We start from the raw sequence: 21917 nt of genomic DNA on the forward strand, positions 1-21917 counted from the left end.
ACTATCGTTTTAAAACCAGCTGCTTTTTTTACTGCGTCCGCCTAATCCCAGGGCCCCCAGCAGGCTGCGGGTAATAACGCTGGCGGCTGTACGGCCTACCTGGCGGGCAGCAGAGCTGTCCAGTACTTCTTCCAGGAAGCCTTTTTCCTTCTTCTGCGAACCGCTTGATTTATTGCTGCTGGCTTCTCCAGCAGCGGCGGCTGTTTTGTTGGCTGCTTCTTCCAGCTTGGCAGTTAATATTTCGTAAGCGCTTTCATTATCGATCTGCTCACTGTATTTCTTTACCAGCTTGGAATTGTTTACCAGCGCGTCTATCTCCGCAGGCGTCAGCACGTCCATCCTGGATCTTGGAGAAACCAGCATGGTAGCGGCTAAAGGAGTAGGTACGCCCTTTTCGTTCAGGCAGGTGATAAGGGCCTGTCCTATACCTATCTGCGTTAAGAGTTCATCTGTTTTGTAGAAATCGGAAAGCGGGTAGTTTTCAGCTGTTTGTTTGATTGTTTTACGGTCGTTGGCTGTAAAGGCCCTTAACGCGTGTTGTACTTTCAAGCCCAGCTGGCCAAGTACGGATGGTGGAATATCCATCGGGTTCTGTGTACAGAAGAAGATACCAATGCCCTTGGAGCGGATAAGTTTTACGATGGTATCTATCTGTTTCAGCAGTGCGTCGCTGGCTTCATTGAAGATCAGGTGAGCCTCATCAATGAACATTACCAGCTTGGGTTTATCCATATCTCCTTCTTCAGGCATGGTGGCGTATAATTCGGCCAGCAGGCTAAGCATGAAGGTGGAGAATAGTTTAGGTTTATCTTGCAGGTCGCTGACCCGGAGAATGGAGATCATGCCTCTGCCATCGTCGCTGATGCGCATCAGGTCATCCACTTCAAAAGATCTTTCACCGAAGAAAAGATCCGCTCCCTGTTGTTCCAGTTCTATTACTTTACGGAGTATCGTGCCTGTAGAGCTGGTGGAGATCTTGCCGTAATCTTTTTCCAATTCGGCTTTTCCCTCGTCGCTGGCGTATTGCAGCACTTTCTTGAAGTCTTTCAGGTCGAGCAGCGGCAGCTTGTTATCATCGCAATATTTGAACAGCATGGCTACAAGGCCTGCCTGGGTATCGTTCAGCTCAAGGATCTTGGATAGCAGCACAGGTCCGAACTCGCTAACGGTAGCGCGTAAACGTACTCCTTTTTCCTGGCTTAATGAAAGCAATTCGGCGGGGTAAGCCGCAGGGCTCCAGGAACCCCCGATGAGTTTATACCGTTCTTCGATCTTTGGATTGGCGCTACCGGCAGCGGCAATGCCACTAAGGTCGCCTTTAATATCCATCAGTAGTACAGGTACGCTGGCATCGCTCAAACCTTCTGCAATGATCTGCAGGGTTTTTGTTTTACCGGTACCGGTTGCCCCGGCAATAAGTCCGTGCCGGTTAAGCGTTTTTAAGGGAAGATTAACGTCTGCTCCCGCTACAACCTCACCATCTAACATCGCACATCCTAACTTAAAATGCTCTCCGGAAAATGAGTAGCCGTTTTTAATGTATTCGAGAAATGCATCCTGATTGGCCATGTGTATTTTTTTATGAAGATAATAAAAACCGAAAACGAGTAAAGGGCAAAAAAAAGCAGACCAGGAACTTTCCAGGTCTGCTTCTCTTCTGATTATTAAAATTTCTTATAGGTCTTCTTCTCTTTCCAGCATTAAAATGGCCGCCTGTGGTACGATATAGTAGGTTTCTTCTTCGTAAACCACTTGAGTGGAACCGCTGACCAGGAAAATAGCCAGATCCCCTTCTTTTACCTGTAAAGGGATGTATTTTACTTTTTCTTCCTCCGGTTTCCAGGCTTCATCACTATCGGCAGGGACAGGAATCGCATATCCGGGCCCCGTTTTTATTACGTAACCACGTTGCACCTTTTCCTTTTCCTGTACGCCAGGAGGTAAATATAGCCCGCTGCTGGTACGCTCGTGGGGAGTAGCAGGCTTAATCAATACTCTGTCGCCCACAACGATCAGTTTTTTCAATTTATTGTCCGTTGTAATATGAATAGCCATGCCATAGCCGTATCAAATATAATGCTGATCTGTGGCTCAGTGACAGACTGGCAGTAATAGGTTACAGGTCTTTCAGTTTAAAGGTTTCACCTGCCCTGATACCTTTCTCTGTCTGTTGCAAAGTACAGCATTCTGTCACCGGGTCGTGCTCAAAAAAGAGGATGTACTGGTTATCCAATGCCTCCTTCAGGTACTGCTTTTTCTCCTGTAAAGTCGTCAGCGGGAACATGTCGTATGCCATTACATAAGGAACAGGAATATGCCCGGTTGAAGGCAGTAGATCTGCCATATAAAGGATGGTTTTGCCCTTGTAATTCAGCTGTGGGAGCATCATGGCGTCTGTATGCCCATTTACAAAGCGAACGGTGAAATTGTCAGTGAACCTGACACCTTCCGTATGTTCCACAAACTTCAATTGGCCGCTTTCCTGTATAGGCAGTATATTCTCTTTCAGGAAAGAGGCTTTCTCCCTGTCGTTAGGTTCGGTTGCCCATTTCCAGTGGTCGGCATTGCTCCAGTAGGTAGCATTTTTAAAGGCGGGGACAAGTTTCTCGCCTTCTCTTATAATGCTTCCGCCGCAATGATCGAAATGCAGGTGGGTGAGAAAAACATCCGTGATATCATTTCTATGGAATCCATGAGCGGCAAGCGATTTGTCGAGCGTTGCATCGCCATGCAGGTAATAATGACTGAAAAATTTCGCGTCCTGTTTATCGCCGATCCCGTTATCTACCAGGATCAGCCTGTTGCCGTCTTCTATCAGCAAACACCTCATAGCCCAGGAACAAAGATTGTTTTCATCTGCCGGGTTCAGTTTATTCCAAATGGTTTTAGGAACTACGCCGAACATAGCCCCGCCGTCCAACTTAAAAAAGCCCGTATCTATGGTGTATAATTTCATAATGCGTTGAATTTAACCAAATATACTTAAACCAGCTGTTTCTGCTTTTTTAAAGCGGAATAGGTCCAGGCCAGCCCTATCAGGAAGAAGACGCCCAGGGCCAATACAGAATTGTGAATATCTTCTGTCAGATCCTCGATATAGGCGAAGGTGAACATACCGATCACGATAGATATTTTTTCCGTTACATCATAGTAGCTGAAGAAGGAGGCGGTATCTGTAGTTTCGGGCATCAGCTTCGCGTAGGTAGAGCGGCTTAAAGACTGTATACCGCCCATGATGAGGCCTACCAGCGTAGCCAGCATATAGAAGTGAGTGGCTGTTTTCATCATATAACCGGCATAACATACCACCATCCAGAGAAGGATAACCCCAATCAATACACGAAGGTTGCCATATTTGCCTGAAAGTTTGGCAATTATCCAGGCGCCGGGTATTGCTACCACCTGTATGATCACAATGGTCACTATCAGGTTGGTGGAAGGCAGGTTCAGCACCTTGCTTCCGAATACGGTAGCTGCCAGCATAATAGTTTGTACACCCATGCTGTAGAAGAAGAAGCCTCTCAGGAACCTTTTCAGTACGGGCATCTGCTTTACCTGTGTAAATACTTTGCGTAATTCTGTAAATCCATCTTTGATGGCATTGCCTTTATGACCGGCGCGTGTTGCTGTGCTGTCGGGCAACGTTCTGAAAGTGATCTGTGCAAATCCCAGCCACCAGACGCCTACAAGAAAAAAAGTGAGTTTGACGGGCAGCAGATCGCCTGATCCGAAACGTGGCAGTATCAGTACCAGCAGGAAACCTATTACCTGCAGTATAACGCTGCCTATATAGCCCATGCTGTAGCCCCGGGCGCTGACAGCATCCCTGTCTTCCGGCGCGGCAATTTCGGGCAGGAAAGAGTTATAGAAAACCAGTCCTCCGCAATAGCCTATAGTTGCCAGTATAAATGCAAGAACGCCAATGCCGAGGTGATCGTGGTCAAAGAAGTACAAAGCGCAACAGGAGAGGGAACCCAAGGTGGTAAAGAACTTCAGGAAGTTCTTTTTGCTGCCCCTGGTATCGGCAATGGAAGAAAGGATAGGGGAGGTAAAAGCAACTATCAGGAATGCTACGGCGGTAGCATAGCTGTAGAGGGAAGAGTTCAGGAACTTCATACCCAGGAAGGTGAGATGTTCGTCTGTTACCGCTAGAAAATAAATCGGGAAAAAGGTAGTAGTGATAACGAGGTTGTAGACGGAGTTGGCCCAATCGTACATCGCCCAGCCATTGATAACTTTCTTACTGGCAGTGTTCATAACTAGCATTTTAGCTTTGGGCGAAGATAGCACTACCTTTCAAAAAGTGGAAGCTATTTATATTGGGAGATGTGTATATGTTCTTTGCACATGAAATATTCCTGTTCATCGTTGGAGCTGACGATGATCAGCCTGTCGCCTCCGTATTGGTTAATGAGCTGCTGGTAAACGGTAACACCTGCAGCATCCAGGTTTGTGCAGGGTTCGTCGAGCAGCAGCACCGGAACGTCTGAGAGGATGGCCAGGGCCAGTTTGATCCGTTGTTTCATGCCTGATGAAAAGTAGCGGATCTGTTTTTTTGCGGCTTTTTCCAATCCAACCAGCTCCATTGCCAGTTTAGGCGTTACGTCAGGGAGGAAGTTCTTGAATTGCAGATGGAATTGAATGGCTTCTGTAAGGGTGAATTCTTCTACTAATTCCAGGTAGGGAGTGGCAAACGTGCAATAGTTGAAGAAGTTGTCGGGGGCGATATCCTGGCCGGAAGTAGTATAAGAGATGGCGCCTTCGCTGTGTTGAATGGCGCCGCCTATTATCTGTAACAACGTGGATTTCCCGGAGCCGTTAGGGCCTAAGATGGCGTAACGCCCGCCTTGCTGGAAGGTGAGCGTTACCCGACGGAAAATCCAGTCGTAATTATATCTTTTTCCTACTTGATCAAGAGATATCATCATTCGTCGTTCGTGAGGGAAGTGTAGCCTCTCATTATTCCCCTGCCTGAATCGCGGATGAAAGATAGGATCTCGTCGCGTTCATCAGTTGCAGGGAATTCTGCTTCAATAATGCTTACAGCCTTGGATAATTTGTATCCCTTTACAAAGATGATACGGTAGATATCCAGGATGTGATTGATCTTTTCCAAAGAGAAGCCTCTTCTTTTGAGTCCTACTGAATTGACGCCAACATAAGAAAGCGGTTCGCGGGCTGCCTTTACGTAAGGAGGAACGTCTTTACGTACCAGGGAACCTCCTGTAACAAAGGCATGATCGCCGATCTTGCAGAATTGCTGAACAGCAACCATTCCTGCCAGTACAACATGATCGCCAACGGTGATATGGCCGGCCAGCGTGGTATTGTTAGAAAATACGCAGTAGTTGCCAACTTCACAGTCGTGTGCAATATGGCTGTATGCCATAATGAGGCAGTTGTTGCCAACTTTGGTCTTCCATTTATCTTTTGTTCCGCGGTTGATGGTCACATATTCGCGGATCGTAGTGTTATCACCTATTTCTGTAGTGGTTTCTTCTCCCGCAAATTTTAAATCCTGAGGAATAGCAGAAATTACAGCTCCCGGGAAAATACGGCAGTTCTTGCCGATACGGGCGCCGTCCATGATGGTCACGTTGGAGCCTATCCAGGTACCCTCTCCGATCTCAACATTCTTGTGAATAACGGTGAAGGGGTCAATTTTTACATTGGGCGCAACTTTGGCGTCCGGATGTATATATGTTAGCGGGTGGATCATTGCTTAGGTTTGCCTTCTCTTGTTTTTATAATTTGTGCGATCATGTCGGCTTCTGTGGCTACTTTATTGCCGATAAATACTGTACCCCGCATTTCTACCAGTCCTCTTCTGATCGGACTGAGCAACTCCATTTTCAGGATCATAGTATCTCCTGGTACCACTTTCTGTTTGAACTTACAGTTGTCTATTTTCAGGAAATAGGTATCGTAATTCTCAGGGTCTGGTACCCTGTTCAGGGCAAGGATACCGCCAACCTGGGCTAATGCTTCCAGCTGCAGTACGCCCGGCATTACAGGATTTCCCGGGAAATGGCCCTGGAAGAAGCTTTCATTGAAGGTAACATTTTTAATACCTACTACTTTTTCTTCTTCCAGTTCAATGATCTTATCAACCAGCAACATTGGATAACGGTGCGGCAATGTTCTTTCGATACGCGGGGTATCAAAGATTGGCTGTTGATTAGGATCGTAGACAGGAACGTCTTTATTGTGTTTGTTCTTTTTGATATATGCCTTGATCTGGCGGGCAAATTCTACGTTGGTAGAGTGGCCCGGGCGATTGGCAATGATATGCGCATGGATAGGATAACCTATCAGTGCGAGGTCGCCTACTACATCCAGCAGTTTGTGCCTGGCTGGTTCGTTAGGGAAACGCAATTCAATATTGTTGAGGATACCTTCTTTCTGTACAGAAATGGTTTCACGGTTGAACACTTTGGCTAACCTGTCCAGTTCTTCTTCGGTAACCGGTTTATCTACTACTACGATCGCGTTGTTGATATCGCCGCCTTTGATCAGGTTCAGTGAAAGCTGGTATTCCAGTTCATGAAGGAAACAGAAGGTGCGGCAGGGAGCGATTTCGGTGGTAAATTCTTCAATCCCTTTCATTTTGGCGTGTTGAGTGCCTAAAACAGGGGAATTGAAGTCGATCAGGCAGGTAATACGATAATCTACAGATGGCATTGCTACCATTTCCACCTTTTTCTTCTCATCATAGAAGCTGATGTTGGTGTCGATGGTGTAGTAGATTTTCTTGGCATCCTGGTTTTGCAGGCCTGTTTTTTCGATTTCGGTGATGAATTCGTAGGCGCTGCCGTCCATGATCGGAATTTCGCCAGCGTCCAGTTCTACTAAAACGTTGTCTACTCCCGTTCCTGCCAATGCAGCCATAATGTGTTCAACGGTGCTTACCCTTGCTCCGTTATGCTCTAAAGTAGTGCTGCGGGTGGTTTCTACTACGTAGTCTACATCCGCTTTAACAATAGGCTGACCAGGCAGATCGATGCGCTGAAACTTGATGCCATGTCCCGGAGGCGCTGGTTTAAGCGTCATGTTTACATGTACACCTGTATGCAAGCCAATACCGGAAAAGGTAATATCCCCTTTTAGGGTATGTTGGTATTGCAACTGTTGATTTTCCATAATAACCTAACTCTAATATATAACTAGTTGAACAGTAATAAATTAAACGCCTGCTTTTTCCTGCAGCAGTTGTTTTACCATCTCTTCCAATTCTTTAACGCGCTTTTCAAGGTCCGGCAAATTTCTAAAAATTGCCTGACTTTTCAGCGAACTTTTGTAATCATAGGCTGGACTGCCTGTCAGGGAGGAGTTTGGAGTGGTAATAGATTTAGATAAGCCGCTTTGGGCATTGATCTTGGTTCCGTCGGCGATGTGGATATGACCAACCATACCAACCTGGCCGCCGATAACGCAGTTCTGGCCAATTTTGGTACTTCCGGATACGCCGGTTTGTGCTGCAATAACAGTATTTGTTCCTATATCAACATTATGGGCTACCTGGATAAGATTATCGAGCTTCACTCCCTGGCGGATCACGGTACTACCCATGGTAGCACGGTCGATAGTCGTATTGGCGCCTATCTCAACATCGTCGTGGATCACTACATTACCGATCTGGGGAACTTTTTTATAGGAGCCGTCGGCTTGGGGGGCAAACCCGAAACCATCGCCGCCGATAACGCAGCCGGCATGTAACATTACACGTTTGCCTACTACGCAGTTGTCATAAACTTTTACGCCGGGGTAAAGAACAGAATCGTTATTTACTACCACGTTATCGCCCAGGTAAACGCCCGGGTAGATCTTTACGTTATCGCCCAGGACTACATTCTCGCCCAGGTACGCAAATGCGCCTACATACACGTTAGCTCCCATCTTCACAGAAGCGGGAACGTAGGAAGGTTGCTGAATACCGGATTTATTGCCTGTCAGGTAACGGTATTGCTCCAGGAGCGAAGCAAAGCTGCTGTAAGCATCCTTTACCCTGATCAGGGTCGGTTTAACAGGACGTTCGATCACCAGGCTTTCATTGATGATCAAAATGGAAGCATTGGTAGTATATATGAACTCTTCATATTTAGGATTAGCTATAAAACTGAGCATGCCCTCATTCGCTTCTTCAATTTTGGCGATGTTGCTCACCTTAACGTCCGGATTTCCCTCCAGCTTCCCATTCAGCATGGTAGCTAATTGTAATGCGCTAAACTGCATAGTTTAAAATTGTAATGTTTTCCAGACCCAACACCGGATAGTTTGAAATTTGCTTAACATTTTATTCCTTATAAAACGTTGTTAGTCTGAATTTTTGGATGACAAATGTAGAATTTTTTTACCGGTATCGCCAGCGTATGGCTAATCAGTGCATTATCAATAGACGAAATGTCTTTTACACTCCCGTCTTTGAATAAAATATTGATCTTTTCGTCGTTTACATTGTAGGCCCTTAAGGTGGCAGTCCCGGAAAACACGAAATAGTCCAGATCCGCTCCTTCAATGCCTAATTTATCTTTTACCTGTGTCTTTAGTCTTTCAATCTCCTGTTCTTCAAATGCCTGATCTCTTAACACCACCTTAAATAAATTCCTATTTATCAACCAGTTACTTAAAAGTGACAGAATCTTGTCTTCGTGGTTTGTCCACACTTTGATGGCCCCCATGATATCATAGTCGTCCAGCAGGCAAAAACGTTGCAGGCATTCTTCCGTACATTCGAAATTATTCCTGGTGATATTGTTGTACAGGAAGTAGGAAAGGGTAGGAGAACAAAACAGTTCCACTCCTTTCTGTGCCAGTTCCTTGGCCCTTGTCAACACCTTTACCAGCATATTTTCGGCGCTTAATACCGTTTTATGCAGGTATACCTGCCAGTACATCAGGCGGCGGGCGATCACGAATTTTTCTATTGAATAAATACCTTTCTCTTCCACCATCAGCTCACCGTTATGAACAATGAGCATTTTGATGATCCGGTCATATCCTATCGTTCCTTCAGCTACGCCGGTATAAAAACTGTCCCGGTTTAAATAATCCATCCTGTCTACATCTAACTGGCTGGAAACCAATTGATGCAGGAATTTTTTATGATAACGGTTGTTGAAAATTTCAAGGGTAAGCGACAATGCGCCATTCATTTGCCTGTTCAACTCCTCCATTAGCCATTGGCTGATCACTTCATGCGATACGCCTTCAATGATCCCGTGTTCCAGGGCATGCGAATACGGGCCATGACCTACATCATGCAATAAAATAGCCAATTTTGCTGCTACTTCCTCTTCTTCCGAAATTTCTGTGCCTTTGCTTTTTAATTCCTGCAACGCCATACACATGAGGTGATAGGCGCCCATGCTGTGATGAAAACGCGTATGCATAGCACCAGGATACACCAGATGGGCTAAAGCCATTTGATGAATACGGCGAAGCCGTTGGTAATATGGATGTGAAATGAGGTTAAGAATCAACGGGTGATCTATGGTAATAAAGCCATACACCGGATCATTAACAATTTTTCGCTTGCGTTCGGTCATTGCATTTAGTTATACGATTTCGGACGTGGACCCGCATCCGAGATCTCAGTGCCTTTGTGCAAAACTACACCTAGAATTAATTATATGTAAATTTTTTACCTATAATGACGCTCTCCGTCCACGAAACCCCTATAACAGTGAAAACAATCGGTAGGTTGCAGGTAGATATCATGCGAAGTTAATTAACTTTCTTTCCTCTCGTGCTTTTGGGAAAGCCTTTTTTAACCAGCTGGCTTGTTTTTAACATATAATTACATGGAAATGATAGTAGGGGAATGATTTTTGACATAAAATTGGGGTAATTTCCGATTTTCCAGAAACCTTAAATCTTTTTAATGAGTCAGATAAATATACTATGGGTTGATGACGAAATTGAATCGCTAAAGTCTCAGATCATTTTTTTAGAAAGTAAAGGATATAAAGTATCGGCCCTCACCAACGGGTACGATGCGCTGGAATTCCTGAAAGACCAGGTTGTGGATGTGGTATTGCTGGACGAATCCATGCCCGGTATCACCGGCCTGGAAACCCTTGGCAAGATCAAGGAAATTGACCAGCAGATCCCCATTGTCATGATCACAAAAAATGAAGCGGAAAATGTGATGGATGACGCCATCGGTTCCCAGATCACCGACTACCTCATCAAACCTGTTAATCCTAACCAGGTATTATTATCTCTCAAAAAAATTATCGACAATAAAAGACTGGTGGCCGAAAAAACTACCAGCGCCTACCAGCAGGAATTCCGCAGCCTTTTCATGGCGTTGAGCTCAAACCCTGACCATACAGAGTGGGCGGATATCTATAAAAAACTGGTCTATTGGGAAATGGAAATGGCCAAAACCGATAGCCCGGAAATGCTGGAAGTGCTGAACGCCCAGAAAACGGAGGCCAACAGCGAGTTTTCCAAATTCATTTCCCGTAACTACAGCGATTGGCTGCACCCTAAAGCTACAGACGCCCCCGTGATGTCGCATACCCTGTTCAGGGAAAAAGTAGTGCCCAACCTGGACCCGAATGTGCCGAATGTTTTCCTGTTGATAGACAACTTACGTTACGATCAGTGGAAGGCTATCCTGCCACTTTTCCAGGAATCATTCAGGCTGGTAGAAGAAGATACTTTTTACAGCATACTGCCTACCAGCACCCAGTATAGCAGGAATGCCATTTTCTCAGGCATGCTGCCCATCGATATAGAGCATAAGTTCCCGCAGGAATGGAAGAACGATGATGAAGAAGGAGGAAAGAACCTGTACGAAGAGCATTTCTTTGCAGAGCAACTGAAAAGGCTGAAAATGGACAGCCGCTTTCATTACACGAAAGTGACCAACCACGCAGACGCCCAGACCATGCTTAATAATATCCACAATATGATGGATTACCCGCTGAGCATCATCGTGTATAACTTCGTGGATATGCTCAGTCATGCCAGAACAGAGATGGAAGTGCTGAAAGAACTGGCCGCCGATGAAGCGTCCTACCGCTCTATTACCGCCAGCTGGTTCGAGCACAGCCCGCTAAACCAGGCCCTTAAACGGATCAGCGATAAAAAGATCAACCTGATAGTGGCCACTGACCATGGCAGCGTAAGGGTGAAAACGCCTGTAAAGGTGATAGGCGACAAACAAACGACTACGAACCTACGCTATAAACATGGCCGCAACCTGAACTACGACGCTAAAGAAGTATTGGCCTTCAGGGATCCGAGAGATGCAGGTTTGCCGAAACCCAACGTAAATTCATCCTACATCTTTGCCAAAGGCGACGGCTATCTTTGCTACCCTAACAACTACAATTACTTTGTAAACTATTATAAAAACACCTTCCAGCACGGAGGTATTTCACTGGAAGAGATGATAGTGCCGTTTGCAAGAATGATAACCAGGTAATTGCTTTTTGCTATTTTTGCCGCATGAATATTAAAATCACGCCCAACAACTTAACCAAGCTGGAGAAGATCTTCGAAGACGCAAAGTATGTTCTGCGTTTTGAAAAAGGAAGCTTCAACTCCGGTTATTGTATCCTGGAGCACAAGAAAGTGGTAGTGATCAATAAATTTCTCAATCTGGAAGGCCGTATCAATACCCTGATAGATATCCTGAGCACATTACCGCTGGAAGAAGAAATGCTCACAGCCGAATCTCACAAGCTGTACAAGCAGATCCAGGCAGATAAACCTGTTTCCCAAGCTTCTGCAGAACAACCCGGAGAAGAAAAGACAGAGGAATAGGATCAATAAAAAAGTATTTGGGATGAAAGTTACATTCTTAGGTACAGGCACTTCACAAGGCGTTCCGGTTATAGCCTGCGGTTGCGAGGTCTGTACTTCTACCGATAAAAAGGATAAAAGACTCAGAAGCAGCATCATGGTTTCTTCGCCTGCCGGCAACATCGTGGTAGACACGACCCCCGATTTCAGGTACCAGATGCTGCGGGAAAAAGTCGGTCACCTCGAAGCCGTACTGATCACCCATTCTCACAAAGATCATATAGCCGGGATGGACGATATCCGAGCCTTCAACTATTTCCAGAAAAGCGCTATCAATATTTACGCATCCGAATTTTCGCAGGAAGTGATCAAGAGGGAATTCGCCTATGCGTTCACCGAATACAAATACCCGGGCATCCCCGAGATCAACCTGCAAACCATCCCTGACACACCGTTTGACGTAAACGGGCTGCAGGTTACTCCCATACACGTACTGCATCACCAGATGCCGGTACTGGGCTTCAGGTTCCATGATTTCACCTACATCACCGACGCTAATTTCATTGCCCCGGAAGAAAAAGAGAAGATCAGGGGATCAAAGATCCTGGTGCTGAATGCGCTGCGTCGGGAAAAACATATTTCTCATTTTACCCTCGGAGAGGCCATCGAATTGGGCCGGGAGCTGGAAGTGCCGGAAGTATACTTCACCCACATCAGCCATCAGCTGGGCTTACATGCTGAAGTGTCGAAAGAGCTGCCAGAAGGTATGGCATTGGCATATGATGGGTTAACGCTGGAAATCTGACCCTTCGCATTTGGTTAACAATTGACCGCTTTCTCTTTTTTATTTTTGAGGCCTAGTTGTTAACCCATGCGTAAATTCTATTTACCTCCCATTTTTCAATTCTCCCGGAAAGAAAGGACAGGTATTATCCTGTTGGCGCTGCTTATTGTTGTTACTCATTACATCCCCGACCTGTGGCCTGCGAGCGAGCCAGCAGCAGAGGAAGACCTGCAAGCTGCCGTGAAGGCATTTGAGCAGCAACTGATCAGCGACAGTATAGTTACCTCCGCAAGGCGGGATACTTATAACCGCCGTCCACGCTGGACTACGGAAAGGTCTTTTCCCCCAATGAAGAAGGATACATTTCGTCATGCCCGCAAGCCGGCTATAAAGCCGATCGATATCAATACGGCTGACACCTTGTTATGGCAGCTTTTACCGGGCATAGGACCGGGGTTTGCAAGGAGGATCGTTCGCTTCCGGGAGGCGCTTGGAGGGTTCTATAGCATACAACAGGTGGCTGAATGTTATGGATTGCCTGATTCGACATTTCAAAAAATTCAACCTTTTCTGAAGATTGGTGATAGTTCTCTAAAAATTCTAGACCTCAACCTCACAGATGAAAAATCTTTAGCTGCTCACCCATACATACGCTATAAACTGGCCCGCCAGATAGTTCAATATCGCAGTATGCATGCGGGTTTCAGCAAGGTTTCGGACCTTCGGCAGCTACCGTTGGTGGATGATATTATTTATCGTAAACTTGAATATTACATAACAGTAAAACCTTAAATCCACGCGTTTATGAATTTTCAGCCTACGGAAATGCAGCTACAGATTGCACAAATGATCCGCGACTTCGGGAAAACAAACATTGCGCCTTATGTGACAGAATGGGATGAGAAGCAGGAATTTCCTGCAGCGGTGCTAAGGCAGATGGGAGAGCTGGGATTGATGGGGGTACTGGTGCCCCAGGAATATGGGGGAAGCGGGCTTGGCTACCTGGAATATGTAACGGTGATCAGCGAAGTGGCCCGGATCTGCGGCGCTTTAGGACTGAGCGTTGCCGCGCATAATTCGCTTTGCACAGGTCATATCCTGCAATTCGGGAATGAAGCGCAAAAACAACGTTACCTGCCCAAGCTGGCAACAGCTGAATGGATAGGCGCCTGGGGGCTTACAGAGCCGAACACCGGCTCGGATGCCATGAATATGAAATGTGTAGCGCATAAGGAAGGCGATGAATGGGTGATAAACGGCACAAAAAGCTGGATTACGCACGGTAAAAGCGGGGAAGTGGCAGTAGTGATAGCCAGGACAGGAAATGTGAGAGATAGCCACGGGATGACTGCTTTTGTGGTAGAAAGAGGAACGCCAGGCTTCAGCGGCGGGAAAAAAGAAAATAAACTAGGTATGCGGGCATCTGAAACCGCGGAAATGATATTCGACAATTGCCGCGTTCCGGAAGCCAACCTGCTGGGAAATGTAGGAGAAGGGTTTATCCAGGCTATGAAAGTGCTGGACGGAGGGCGTATTTCAATTGCCGCTCTTTCGCTTGGCATTGCAAAAGGGGCCAGAGATGCAGCATTAAAATATGCGAAAGAACGGCACCAGTTTGATCAGCCTATTGCCAATTTCCAGGGAATAGCGTTTAAGCTGGCAGATATGGCAACTGAAATTGAAGCGGCGGAACTGTTAACATTGCAGGCGGCAGATATGAAGAACAAGAAAATGAAAATGACGGAGGAAGCGGCCATGGCAAAGTATTTCGCGTCGGAAGTAGCGGTAAAAACAGCGAATGATGCCGTACAGATTTTTGGTGGATATGGCTATACGAAGGACTTTCCGGTAGAAAAATTTTATCGAGATGCAAAATTATGTACCATCGGGGAGGGGACTTCCGAGATCCAGAAAGTGGTCATTGCACGGGAAGTATTACGCTGATTCTGATAGGATTGGGAACCTGTTTTTTTTATAATTTGTTATAAAAGGTACTATTACCGTTCATCATTTTTTCAAAAAAATATAACATTAACCCTTTAGTGTTATTGAATATTGCAAAAGGAACGTTAAATTTGGGTTAATTCGTCACTCTTTACCGTTTATCAACCTTAACGCAAATTCACAGTAAGATTTGAAACATTTCTACCCAATGAAAAGCACCCTGTAAGCGGGTGCTTTTCTATACCGAGCCTTTTTAACCGGCCAACATTGGGAAAGAGACCACCTGTAATCCCACGTTATGATTTTTTTACTGGAAATAATTATTACGTAGTTCTACCGGCAAATCAACTTTAAGGTCCCTATATCTTTGCGTTTCACAATTCTAATTGTTATGTTCTCCAAAATTCTGAAGTACGTGGGTATTGCCATACTTGCGTTGCTGCTAACAGGCGCTATCGCCTATGGTGTATTTGCCTGGCGCTTTGACAGGAAAGTCAATAAACCCTATGCCGTGAATGTCCGGAATATCCCTATCCCTACGGATTCTGCGACCCTGGCTTACGGGCGGCACCTATACGAGATCAAAGGCTGTGGCGAATGCCACGGGGCCAATCTTGGCGGCAGGGTAGTGATCAATGACCCTGCGATCGGTAAAATAACCGGTACCAACCTGACCTATGGTAAGAACGGCTTGCCTTCCTCCTTTGATAACGAAGCATGGTTGAAAGCATTAAGGCATGGCCTCAATACAGAAAATAAACCCCTGTTATTGATGCCGTCCCAGGATTATTATAAACTGGATGATCATGATATGGCGGCGATCATTGCCTACTGCAAATCTCTCCCTTATATCGATAGCCTGGCTGCTCCTAATGAAGTAGGCCCTTTAGGCAAAATTCTGACCGTATTGGGCAAAATTGATATGGTACCTGCCGAAACCATAGATCATGGCTATAAACAGCCGGAAAAGGTGCAAACAGCGGCATCAGCAGCCTATGGTCAATACCTGGTAGCTTCGTGTACCGGTTGTCATAAGCCGGCCTTAACAGGCGGAGACAATCCTGTACCTGGCGGGGTACCTGTTGCCAACATCACTTCAAAAGGAAATGTAGGCAAATGGAGCAAGGAAGATTTTATAAAGACATTGCGTACAGGCAATACTCCCGAAGGAAAAGTATTGAGAAATGAAGATATGCCCTGGAAGATGACGGAAAAATACACCGACGTGGAGCTGGAGGCGCTGTACTTATACCTGAAGAGCATTTGATTTCACGCAAAGACGCGAAGGAGGCTAAGAGCGCAAAGGATTTTTATTAAGAGAAATAAGGAAGCAAAGGACAGAAAATACTTGTATTGAGGCGAGGGCCACAAAGAATTTTGACCTAAAGCGAATTTTAAGAAAGCAAAGGATAGAAAATACTTGTATTGAGGCGAGGGCCACAAAGAATTTTGACCTAAAGCGAATTTTAAGAAAGCAAAGGACAGAAAATACTTGTATTGAGGCGAGGGCCACAAAGAATTTTGACCTAAAGCGAATTTTAAGAAAGCAAAGGGATTGAAGAGTATGTCTATATCAACATCTTCAATCCCTTTGCTTCCTTATTTCTCTTAATAAAAATCCTTTGCGCTCTTAACCTCCTTCGCGTCTTTGCGTGCCCCAACTAACCGAGGAAGTCGTCGCTCGCCTGGCTTCCTTCTTTCGCCATACCGGCAAACCAGTTATCCACAGTACCTGCTATGAAAGGAGGCAGTTTGCCTTTTACATATTCTTTGATGACATCAATAGCTTGTGCAGCCTGCTCGGCTGTGAGGCCGGCTTTATCCTGCAATTGCTGAATAAGTTCTTGCATAAAATAGTGTTTTATGGTTTGGAGATAGGTTGTATTTAATGCAAAAGGATTTACTGATCCGTGATGCAGTTTCAGTAAATCCTTTTGCCTGGCTGTAATAATATTTTGATAGTAACTACGCTACTTTCAGTTTTACGAGTGTAGACTGTTCCAATTTAGCCTCGGCATATTCCCTGGTAAGGTGGAATACAGACTCGTTGGAAGATGGCAGTTCGTACATAGCGTCGCTGAGTACTACTTCACAGATAGAACGCAAGCCACGGGCTCCCAGTTTATATTCCATCGCTTTATCCACGATGTAGTCTATAGCTGCTTCTTCTACCTGCAGGTCAATATTTTCTACTTTAAACAGCTTTTTGTATTGCTTGATCAAAGCATTTTTAGGAACTGTGAGGATAGATTTCAGCGTATCACGATCCAGTGAATTCAGGTAAGTAACAACAGGCAAACGGCCCAGTAATTCAGGGATCAGGCCGAAGGATTTCAGGTCCTGGGAATTGATATACCGGAGGATCTGTTTCCTGTTCTCTTCTTCTTTTTCCTTGTTAACGGTAAAGCCGATCGAGTGAGTCTGAATTCTTCTGCTGATGATCTTTTCGATGCCATCGAAGGCGCCGCCGCAGATGAACAGGATATTTTGGGTGTTTAATTTGATCAGCTTCTGTTCAGGGTGTTTACGGCCGCCCTGAGGTGGAACCAATACTTCAGTTCCTTCCAGGAGTTTCAGGAGGCCTTGCTGAACTCCTTCGCCGCTTACATCACGGGTGATGGAGGGGTTATCGCTTTTACGGGCGATCTTATCGATCTCGTCGATGTATACGATCCCTCTTTCAGCGGCTTCCACGTCGTAATTGCAAACCTGGAGCAGGCGGCTGAGGATACTTTCCACGTCTTCGCCTACGTAACCGGCTTCTGTGAACACGGTTGCATCTACGATTGTGAAAGGTACGTTGAGTTGTTTGGCGATGGATTTAGCCAGCAGGGTTTTACCTGTACCGGTTTCACCTACCATGACGATGTTGGATTTTTCAATTTCCACTTCATCATCTTCTATTTTCTGGTTAAGCCTTTTATAGTGGTTGTAAACAGCTACAGCCAGTATTTTCTTAGCATCGTCTTGACCGATTACATATTCGTCCAGGAACTTTTTGATGTCCACAGGTTTTGCCACTTTAGGGGCAAAATGCTGAGGCGTTGCAGAAGCAGATTTGCGGCCTGGAGTGAAAAGCTCCTGGTCTATTATTTCCTGGGCGTTAGCCACACAGTTTTCACAGATATGTCCTTCTGCGCCGGCAATCAATATCTGCACTTCTTCTTTCGAGCGGCTGCAAAAGGAACAACGAATTTTGGATTCTTTCATTGCTGAATAGATTGATTTTCTACGAAACTATCATTGTCAGGGTTACAAATTTACGTTAAATCGGGCTAAAACAGTGTAGCGAAGAAAGTAGCGTTTTTTTTGTTATATGTCGCTACTCTCTTCGCTACACCAGCTATACGTTTAACTGTAAGGCTTATTGAGGAGTTTCCAGATTTTTCTTAGGATTTTTCTGGAGAACGTCATCAATGATACCGTATTCTTTCGCTTCGTCTGCAGTCATCCAGTAGTCGCGGTCTGAGTCTTTTTCCACTTTTTTCACTGGTTGTCCGCAGTGGGTGGCAATGATTTCGTTGAGTTCTTTCTTCAGTTTCACGAACTCACGGGCAGTGATTTCGATATCGGAAGTCTGACCTTCAGCGCCACCATGTGGTTGGTGGATCATTACGCGGGCGTGTTTCAGAGCGGTACGTTTACCTTTGGTACCAGCTACCAGCAGTACAGCGCCGAAAGAGGCGGCCATACCTGTACAGATAGTTGCTACGTCAGGAGAAATGATCTGCATGGTATCGTAGATTCCGAGACCGGCATATACGCTACCACCAGGGCTATTGATATACATCTGAATATCGCGGTTACGGTCGGCTGATTCCAGGAATAGCAGTTGCGCGGTGATTACGTTGGCAACATAGTCATTGATCGGATCGCCGAGGAAAATAATACGATCAGCCATCAACCGGGAGAAAACGTCCATCTGGGTCATGTTCATTTGACGTTCTTCCAGGATATACGGAGTCAGGCTGTTAAGCTGGTGACTTTTAGCATAGCTGTCTACTACCAGGCTGCTGATTCCACGATGATGGATGGCATATTTTCTGAATTCGTTATTAATGTTCATGATGGTGATGTTTATGAGGTAAATTAACAAAATCTTCTGCTTTGATTTCCTCTTCTTTCACGTTCACCTTGGTTTCGGCCAGGTCAAATAACTTGGTAGTGATCATTTCGCGATAAGTCTGGTCTACAAACTTTTCGTCTTGTAACAGGCGGTCCAGGTAGCTGTCTAACCATTCTGCGCCGTCGGCAGCGGCGCCACCATAGTAGCCTAATACTTTTTGTTTGGCGTTTTCTTTCAGTTCATCGAAAGAAACTTCCAGTTTATTGTCTTTAATCAGTTTATCGCTGATCAGTGTCCAACGTAATTGATGGTCGAAACTTGGGTATTCGTTTTCGGCTTCTTCAGCGGTTTTTGGCTTTTCACCGCCTACTTGCAGCCAACGTTTGAGGAAATCTTTAGGGAGGTCTATCGGTGTTTCGTGAACCAGCACTTCGAACAGGTCGTTATGCATGTGGTTACGGGCTTCGATATCCCAGTATTTCCCGATCTCTTCTTTCAGTTTAGCGCGGAAAGCTTCTTCTGTAGTGATGTCTTCTCCCGGGTAAACTTCTTTGAAGAATTCTTCGTTCAATTCTCTTTTTTCAATCAGACCTACTTTAGTGATGGTCAGTTTGAAGTATTTCTGAGCTGCTTCTTTATCGTCAGTTGCGAAGCCCAGGTCTTTCAGAATCCAGCCCAGACGTTGTTCGTCGAAGGAGGTAGCTAACTGGAAAACGATGCTGTCATCGATCTTTTTGCCCATCAGCTGTTCCTGGATGCCGGCAGAGAAATATTTAACAAGTAATGAATTTTCTTTAACGATACCGCCTTCAACCAGGTTGCCTTTTGCATCTGATTCTTCGAATTTAACGTTTATAACGTTATCTTCAGAGGTAATTGTTTCAGGCTCGGTAGTTTTTCCACCCTTTAACTGTAAACGGGTTACTTCATCGTTCACCATTTCGTCTGTTACCGTTACTTTATAGCGGGTAAGCGTGGTTTTGTTGTTTTCGAGCGGAGTGATTTCGAAACTTGGTTTCAGACCTACTTCAAACTCGAATGAATATTCAGCCGGGTTGTTGAAATCCAGGTTTTTTGGTTCTTTGTCGAGTGATAATGGTTGGCCAAAAATTTCCAGCTTTTCTGCCTGTACATATCCCATTAACTCTTTTTCTACAGTTTTCAGGACTTCATCGCCGAACAGCGCCTGACCATGCATTTTTTTAATCATGCCTGCAGGTACCATACCTTTGCGGAAACCTGGGATATTGGCTTGTTTGCTGAATTGTTTTACTGCTTTGTCAAAATTAGGAAGGTAATCTTCCTGGCTCACTTTCACAGTGATCTTATCGTTCAATAAACCAATGTTTTCTCTCGTAACGGTTGCCATAATTGAATTATATAAAGTGTTCTTTAGAAGCAATAATGATTCCTTGTTTATTTTTCTGCCATGAAGTCACAACGGTGGGTAGGATTGGCAGGGAGCGGTTCCCGGTCAAATTTTAGTGAAATTCAGTCAGGATACGACATTTGTGAGGATGAAAAGAAAGGAATAGTCAAACATTTCACATTTGCCATATTGACGCATCACACAACCATCATTTAATGAATAAGCGGCTTTTAACCCCTATTATTAAAACCGTTTAGCGATGTAAACAATTGAAAATTAAATTGTTGTGAAAATCGCACACCTTAAGGCTGCGCGAAGATAGCTAATTTACATGGGTTTTATCTCCTAAAATATTGCAAATCTTTATGGACGGACAGCGAAGGGCAAACGGACCCGGGCAGGGTGCGCAAACTTTTCTAGACTTTAACCGGGAGATGGATTTTATTAAAAAATAGATAGATTGCAATAATGAATTTATACTGTGGTTTTTGTTAATCCGGTTAAACCTATACCACCAAATGAAGCGACCTATGAGCCATTCAACTTCCTTCATAGCCCAAAAACATAACTGGTGATAATTGCCGGAATGCTGACCGTAGTATTCAGAACTATTTAAACCTTACATTATGATCAAAGTATTCAGATTAGCCGGTTTGTTAGCCGTAGCCGCCTTGGGCGCCCAGCCCTTATATGCCCAAAACAAGATTGATACAGTTGGAAGTGTCGGAATCGGAACCAAAACACCGTCGGCGGCATTCGAGGTGATCAATGATTTTAAATTAGGAGTGGGGGGAAGTAAAGGAGGACAGGCTTATGGCATTGGTTTTACAAAAAATGTTGGCCCTCAGCTTTATGGTACCCAGGCAAATGGACTGACGTTAGGCGGGGCTATCTCTAATACTGATATGACGATCTTGCCCAATGGCAAGGTGGGTATCGGTACAGGCGCTCCAAGCGCTTTCCTGGACCTGGGACGCGCATTTACGGATACCCTGGCTTCTGTACTGGCCAGGTTGCCGGAAGGTAATGGCGTGGGTTCGGGGACCTATCTTGGCGTCCAAACCTATAAAACGGCAGGAGCAGATGTTGTCTCCTTTGCACTGGAGCACAAGTTTTACGGGCAAATCAACAGTGCCATTAATTTTCACAGAGGCGGAAGTACGCAAGGTGGGTTCATAAGCTTTGAAACTAACAATGGCGCTGAAAGAATGAGGATCGCAGCCAGTGGGAACGTAGGCATAGGTACTACTTCCCCGGCGTTTAAACTGGATGTGCAGAATGGTATTATTAATGTGGGTAATGGCGCCGGCAAATATTTCAAAACCGGATATATTACTATTGGAAATACTGCTCTGAATAACCGGCCATATATAGCGTTTAACGCCACGCTGACGAATTCCGACGATAAGAATGAATTTACGCCAATGTATAGCACAGGAAGCGGTTTAGTGATCATGGGAGAAGCGGGATATAACGGCTTGCATATTTTGCAAAAAAATTATGCGGGCAGCAGCGGGCCATTCGATGTAAATTCCTTTACCGAAGTATTTACAATAGGCGGCAACGGCGCCGTTGGAATTGGTACAACCACTTTAGGTACCAATAAACTTTCAGTTGAAGGGACTATTGCCGCCCGGAAAGTTCGGGTAACCCAATCCGCTAACTGGGCCGACTTTGTATTCCATCCCGATTACAAACTACCTCCTCTCCAGGAAGTTGAATCCTTTATCAGATCCAACCAGCACCTCCCGGAAATCCCGTCAGCTGCTGAAGTAGAGAAAGAAGGAATTGACCTGGGAGACATGAACAAGAAGCTCCTGCAAAAGATCGAAGAACTCACCCTTTATATCATAGACCAGCAAAAAACAATTAACAAACTCCAGGAAAAGGATAAAGCAATGGAGCTGAGATTGCAGCAGCTGGAGAAAAAATAATCATCAGGAATAGAAGTTCCCTGGTTTAATAAAGCCAGGGAACTTTTTTTATGCCGTATGATATCA

The 21917-nt window shown here is 45.2% G+C and carries 20 protein-coding genes; 7 read left to right on the forward strand and 13 right to left on the reverse strand.

Features of this window, described 5'->3' with window-relative positions; all coding sequences use genetic code 11:
• Nucleotides 1–9: 9 nt before the first annotated feature.
• From BLV62_RS03545 to BLV62_RS03585, 9 genes are all read right to left on the reverse strand, one after another.
• Nucleotides 10–1569, reverse strand: a complete 1560-nt coding sequence (locus BLV62_RS03545; protein WP_089758763.1) for a helicase HerA-like domain-containing protein — start codon at nt 1567–1569, stop codon at nt 10–12.
• Between the two features lie 105 nt (nt 1570–1674).
• Complete coding sequence (locus BLV62_RS03550) at nt 1675–2055, reverse strand: co-chaperone GroES (RefSeq protein ID WP_225889601.1); 381 nt, start codon at nt 2053–2055, stop codon at nt 1675–1677.
• A 61-nt stretch (nt 2056–2116) separates the two neighbouring features.
• Nucleotides 2117–2956: an MBL fold metallo-hydrolase gene (locus BLV62_RS03555; protein WP_089758764.1), complete on the reverse strand. Its 840-nt coding sequence runs from the start codon at nt 2954–2956 to the stop codon at nt 2117–2119.
• 26 nt (nt 2957–2982) lie between these two features.
• Nucleotides 2983–4257: an MFS transporter gene (locus tag BLV62_RS03560; protein WP_089758942.1), complete on the reverse strand. Its 1275-nt coding sequence runs from the start codon at nt 4255–4257 to the stop codon at nt 2983–2985.
• A 53-nt stretch (nt 4258–4310) separates the two neighbouring features.
• Nucleotides 4311–4928 carry an ABC transporter ATP-binding protein gene (locus BLV62_RS03565; protein WP_089758766.1) on the reverse strand — a complete coding sequence of 206 codons (618 nt, stop codon included), beginning with the start codon at nt 4926–4928 and terminating at the stop codon, nt 4311–4313.
• A complete protein-coding gene (lpxA, locus tag BLV62_RS03570) occupies nt 4925–5719 on the reverse strand; it encodes an acyl-ACP--UDP-N-acetylglucosamine O-acyltransferase (RefSeq protein WP_089758768.1) in 795 nt (264 codons plus the stop codon). The genes BLV62_RS03565 and lpxA overlap by 4 nt, the downstream gene beginning before the upstream one ends.
• Nucleotides 5716–7140, reverse strand: coding sequence for a bifunctional UDP-3-O-[3-hydroxymyristoyl] N-acetylglucosamine deacetylase/3-hydroxyacyl-ACP dehydratase (locus tag BLV62_RS03575; protein ID WP_089758770.1), 1425 nt, complete (start codon nt 7138–7140; stop codon nt 5716–5718). Before BLV62_RS03575 ends, lpxA begins: the two co-directional genes overlap by 4 nt.
• 42 nt (nt 7141–7182) lie before the next feature.
• A complete protein-coding gene (gene lpxD, locus BLV62_RS03580; protein WP_089758772.1) occupies nt 7183–8232 on the reverse strand; it encodes a UDP-3-O-(3-hydroxymyristoyl)glucosamine N-acyltransferase in 1050 nt (349 codons plus the stop codon).
• 68 nt (nt 8233–8300) lie between these two features.
• Nucleotides 8301–9545 carry an HD domain-containing protein gene (locus BLV62_RS03585; protein ID WP_089758774.1) on the reverse strand — a complete coding sequence of 415 codons (1245 nt, stop codon included), beginning with the start codon at nt 9543–9545 and terminating at the stop codon, nt 8301–8303.
• 335 nt (nt 9546–9880) lie between these two features.
• Between BLV62_RS03585 and porX the strand changes: the two genes are divergently transcribed.
• The 6 genes from porX to BLV62_RS03615 all read left to right on the forward strand — a co-directional run bounded on the left by porX (nt 9881) and on the right by BLV62_RS03615 (nt 15749).
• Entirely contained in the window at nt 9881–11434 is a 1554-nt protein-coding gene (gene porX / locus BLV62_RS03590) for a T9SS response regulator signal transducer PorX (protein ID WP_089758776.1), read from the forward strand.
• A 23-nt stretch (nt 11435–11457) separates the two neighbouring features.
• Nucleotides 11458–11775 carry a hypothetical protein gene (locus tag BLV62_RS03595; protein ID WP_089758778.1) on the forward strand — a complete coding sequence of 106 codons (318 nt, stop codon included), beginning with the start codon at nt 11458–11460 and terminating at the stop codon, nt 11773–11775.
• A 22-nt stretch (nt 11776–11797) separates the two neighbouring features.
• Nucleotides 11798–12559: an MBL fold metallo-hydrolase gene (locus BLV62_RS03600; protein WP_089758780.1), complete on the forward strand. Its 762-nt coding sequence runs from the start codon at nt 11798–11800 to the stop codon at nt 12557–12559.
• A gap of 66 nt (nt 12560–12625) precedes the next feature.
• The gene (locus BLV62_RS03605) at nt 12626–13330 is read left to right on the forward strand and encodes a ComEA family DNA-binding protein (protein WP_089758782.1); all 705 of its coding nucleotides are present in this window, start codon (nt 12626–12628) and stop codon (nt 13328–13330) included.
• Between the two features lie 12 nt (nt 13331–13342).
• Nucleotides 13343–14482 carry an acyl-CoA dehydrogenase family protein gene (locus tag BLV62_RS03610; RefSeq protein WP_089758783.1) on the forward strand — a complete coding sequence of 380 codons (1140 nt, stop codon included), beginning with the start codon at nt 13343–13345 and terminating at the stop codon, nt 14480–14482.
• A 391-nt stretch (nt 14483–14873) separates the two neighbouring features.
• Nucleotides 14874–15749 (forward strand): c-type cytochrome, encoded by an 876-nt coding sequence (locus BLV62_RS03615; RefSeq protein WP_089758785.1) that lies wholly within the window; start codon nt 14874–14876, stop codon nt 15747–15749.
• Between the two features lie 394 nt (nt 15750–16143).
• On the opposite strand, the gene BLV62_RS03620 is transcribed toward BLV62_RS03615, so the two are convergent.
• The 4 genes from BLV62_RS03620 to tig all read right to left on the reverse strand — a co-directional run bounded on the left by BLV62_RS03620 (nt 16144) and on the right by tig (nt 19917).
• Nucleotides 16144–16332, reverse strand: coding sequence for an HU family DNA-binding protein (locus BLV62_RS03620; protein WP_089758787.1), 189 nt, complete (start codon nt 16330–16332; stop codon nt 16144–16146).
• A gap of 115 nt (nt 16333–16447) precedes the next feature.
• Complete coding sequence (gene clpX / locus BLV62_RS03625) at nt 16448–17692, reverse strand: ATP-dependent Clp protease ATP-binding subunit ClpX (protein WP_089758789.1); 1245 nt, start codon at nt 17690–17692, stop codon at nt 16448–16450.
• 154 nt (nt 17693–17846) lie between these two features.
• Nucleotides 17847–18548 (reverse strand): ATP-dependent Clp endopeptidase proteolytic subunit ClpP, encoded by a 702-nt coding sequence (clpP, locus tag BLV62_RS03630; protein WP_089758791.1) that lies wholly within the window; start codon nt 18546–18548, stop codon nt 17847–17849.
• Nucleotides 18538–19917 carry a trigger factor gene (tig, locus tag BLV62_RS03635; RefSeq protein WP_089758792.1) on the reverse strand — a complete coding sequence of 460 codons (1380 nt, stop codon included), beginning with the start codon at nt 19915–19917 and terminating at the stop codon, nt 18538–18540. Before tig ends, clpP begins: the two co-directional genes overlap by 11 nt.
• A gap of 626 nt (nt 19918–20543) precedes the next feature.
• On the opposite strand from tig, the gene BLV62_RS03640 reads away from it, so the two are divergent.
• Entirely contained in the window at nt 20544–21851 is a 1308-nt protein-coding gene (locus tag BLV62_RS03640) for a hypothetical protein (RefSeq protein ID WP_089758794.1), read from the forward strand.
• The last annotated feature ends 66 nt before the right edge of the window (nt 21852–21917 follow it).

Source organism: Chitinophaga terrae (ex Kim and Jung 2007) (genome assembly GCF_900107795.1).
In the GTDB taxonomy this organism is placed as follows: Bacteria; Bacteroidota; Bacteroidia; order Chitinophagales; family Chitinophagaceae; genus Chitinophaga; species Chitinophaga terrae.

Coding starts and splice junctions, on each gene's coding strand:
- BLV62_RS03545 (WP_089758763.1), bottom strand. CDS start 1,569: ATGGCCAATCAGGATGCATTTCTCGAATACATTAAAAACGGCTACTCA.
- BLV62_RS03550 (WP_225889601.1), bottom strand. CDS start 2,055: ATGGCTATTCATATTACAACGGACAATAAATTGAAAAAACTGATCGTT.
- BLV62_RS03555 (WP_089758764.1), bottom strand. CDS start 2,956: ATGAAATTATACACCATAGATACGGGCTTTTTTAAGTTGGACGGCGGG.
- BLV62_RS03560 (WP_089758942.1), bottom strand. CDS start 4,257: ATGAACACTGCCAGTAAGAAAGTTATCAATGGCTGGGCGATGTACGAT.
- BLV62_RS03565 (WP_089758766.1), bottom strand. CDS start 4,928: ATGATGATATCTCTTGATCAAGTAGGAAAAAGATATAATTACGACTGG.
- lpxA (WP_089758768.1), bottom strand. CDS start 5,719: ATGATCCACCCGCTAACATATATACATCCGGACGCCAAAGTTGCGCCC.
- BLV62_RS03575 (WP_089758770.1), bottom strand. CDS start 7,140: ATGGAAAATCAACAGTTGCAATACCAACATACCCTAAAAGGGGATATT.
- lpxD (WP_089758772.1), bottom strand. CDS start 8,232: ATGCAGTTTAGCGCATTACAATTAGCTACCATGCTGAATGGGAAGCTG.
- BLV62_RS03585 (WP_089758774.1), bottom strand. CDS start 9,545: ATGACCGAACGCAAGCGAAAAATTGTTAATGATCCGGTGTATGGCTTT.
- porX (WP_089758776.1), top strand. CDS start 9,881: ATGAGTCAGATAAATATACTATGGGTTGATGACGAAATTGAATCGCTA.
- BLV62_RS03595 (WP_089758778.1), top strand. CDS start 11,458: ATGAATATTAAAATCACGCCCAACAACTTAACCAAGCTGGAGAAGATC.
- BLV62_RS03600 (WP_089758780.1), top strand. CDS start 11,798: ATGAAAGTTACATTCTTAGGTACAGGCACTTCACAAGGCGTTCCGGTT.
- BLV62_RS03605 (WP_089758782.1), top strand. CDS start 12,626: ATGCGTAAATTCTATTTACCTCCCATTTTTCAATTCTCCCGGAAAGAA.
- BLV62_RS03610 (WP_089758783.1), top strand. CDS start 13,343: ATGAATTTTCAGCCTACGGAAATGCAGCTACAGATTGCACAAATGATC.
- BLV62_RS03615 (WP_089758785.1), top strand. CDS start 14,874: ATGTTCTCCAAAATTCTGAAGTACGTGGGTATTGCCATACTTGCGTTG.
- BLV62_RS03620 (WP_089758787.1), bottom strand. CDS start 16,332: ATGCAAGAACTTATTCAGCAATTGCAGGATAAAGCCGGCCTCACAGCC.
- clpX (WP_089758789.1), bottom strand. CDS start 17,692: ATGAAAGAATCCAAAATTCGTTGTTCCTTTTGCAGCCGCTCGAAAGAA.
- clpP (WP_089758791.1), bottom strand. CDS start 18,548: ATGAACATTAATAACGAATTCAGAAAATATGCCATCCATCATCGTGGA.
- tig (WP_089758792.1), bottom strand. CDS start 19,917: ATGGCAACCGTTACGAGAGAAAACATTGGTTTATTGAACGATAAGATC.
- BLV62_RS03640 (WP_089758794.1), top strand. CDS start 20,544: ATGATCAAAGTATTCAGATTAGCCGGTTTGTTAGCCGTAGCCGCCTTG.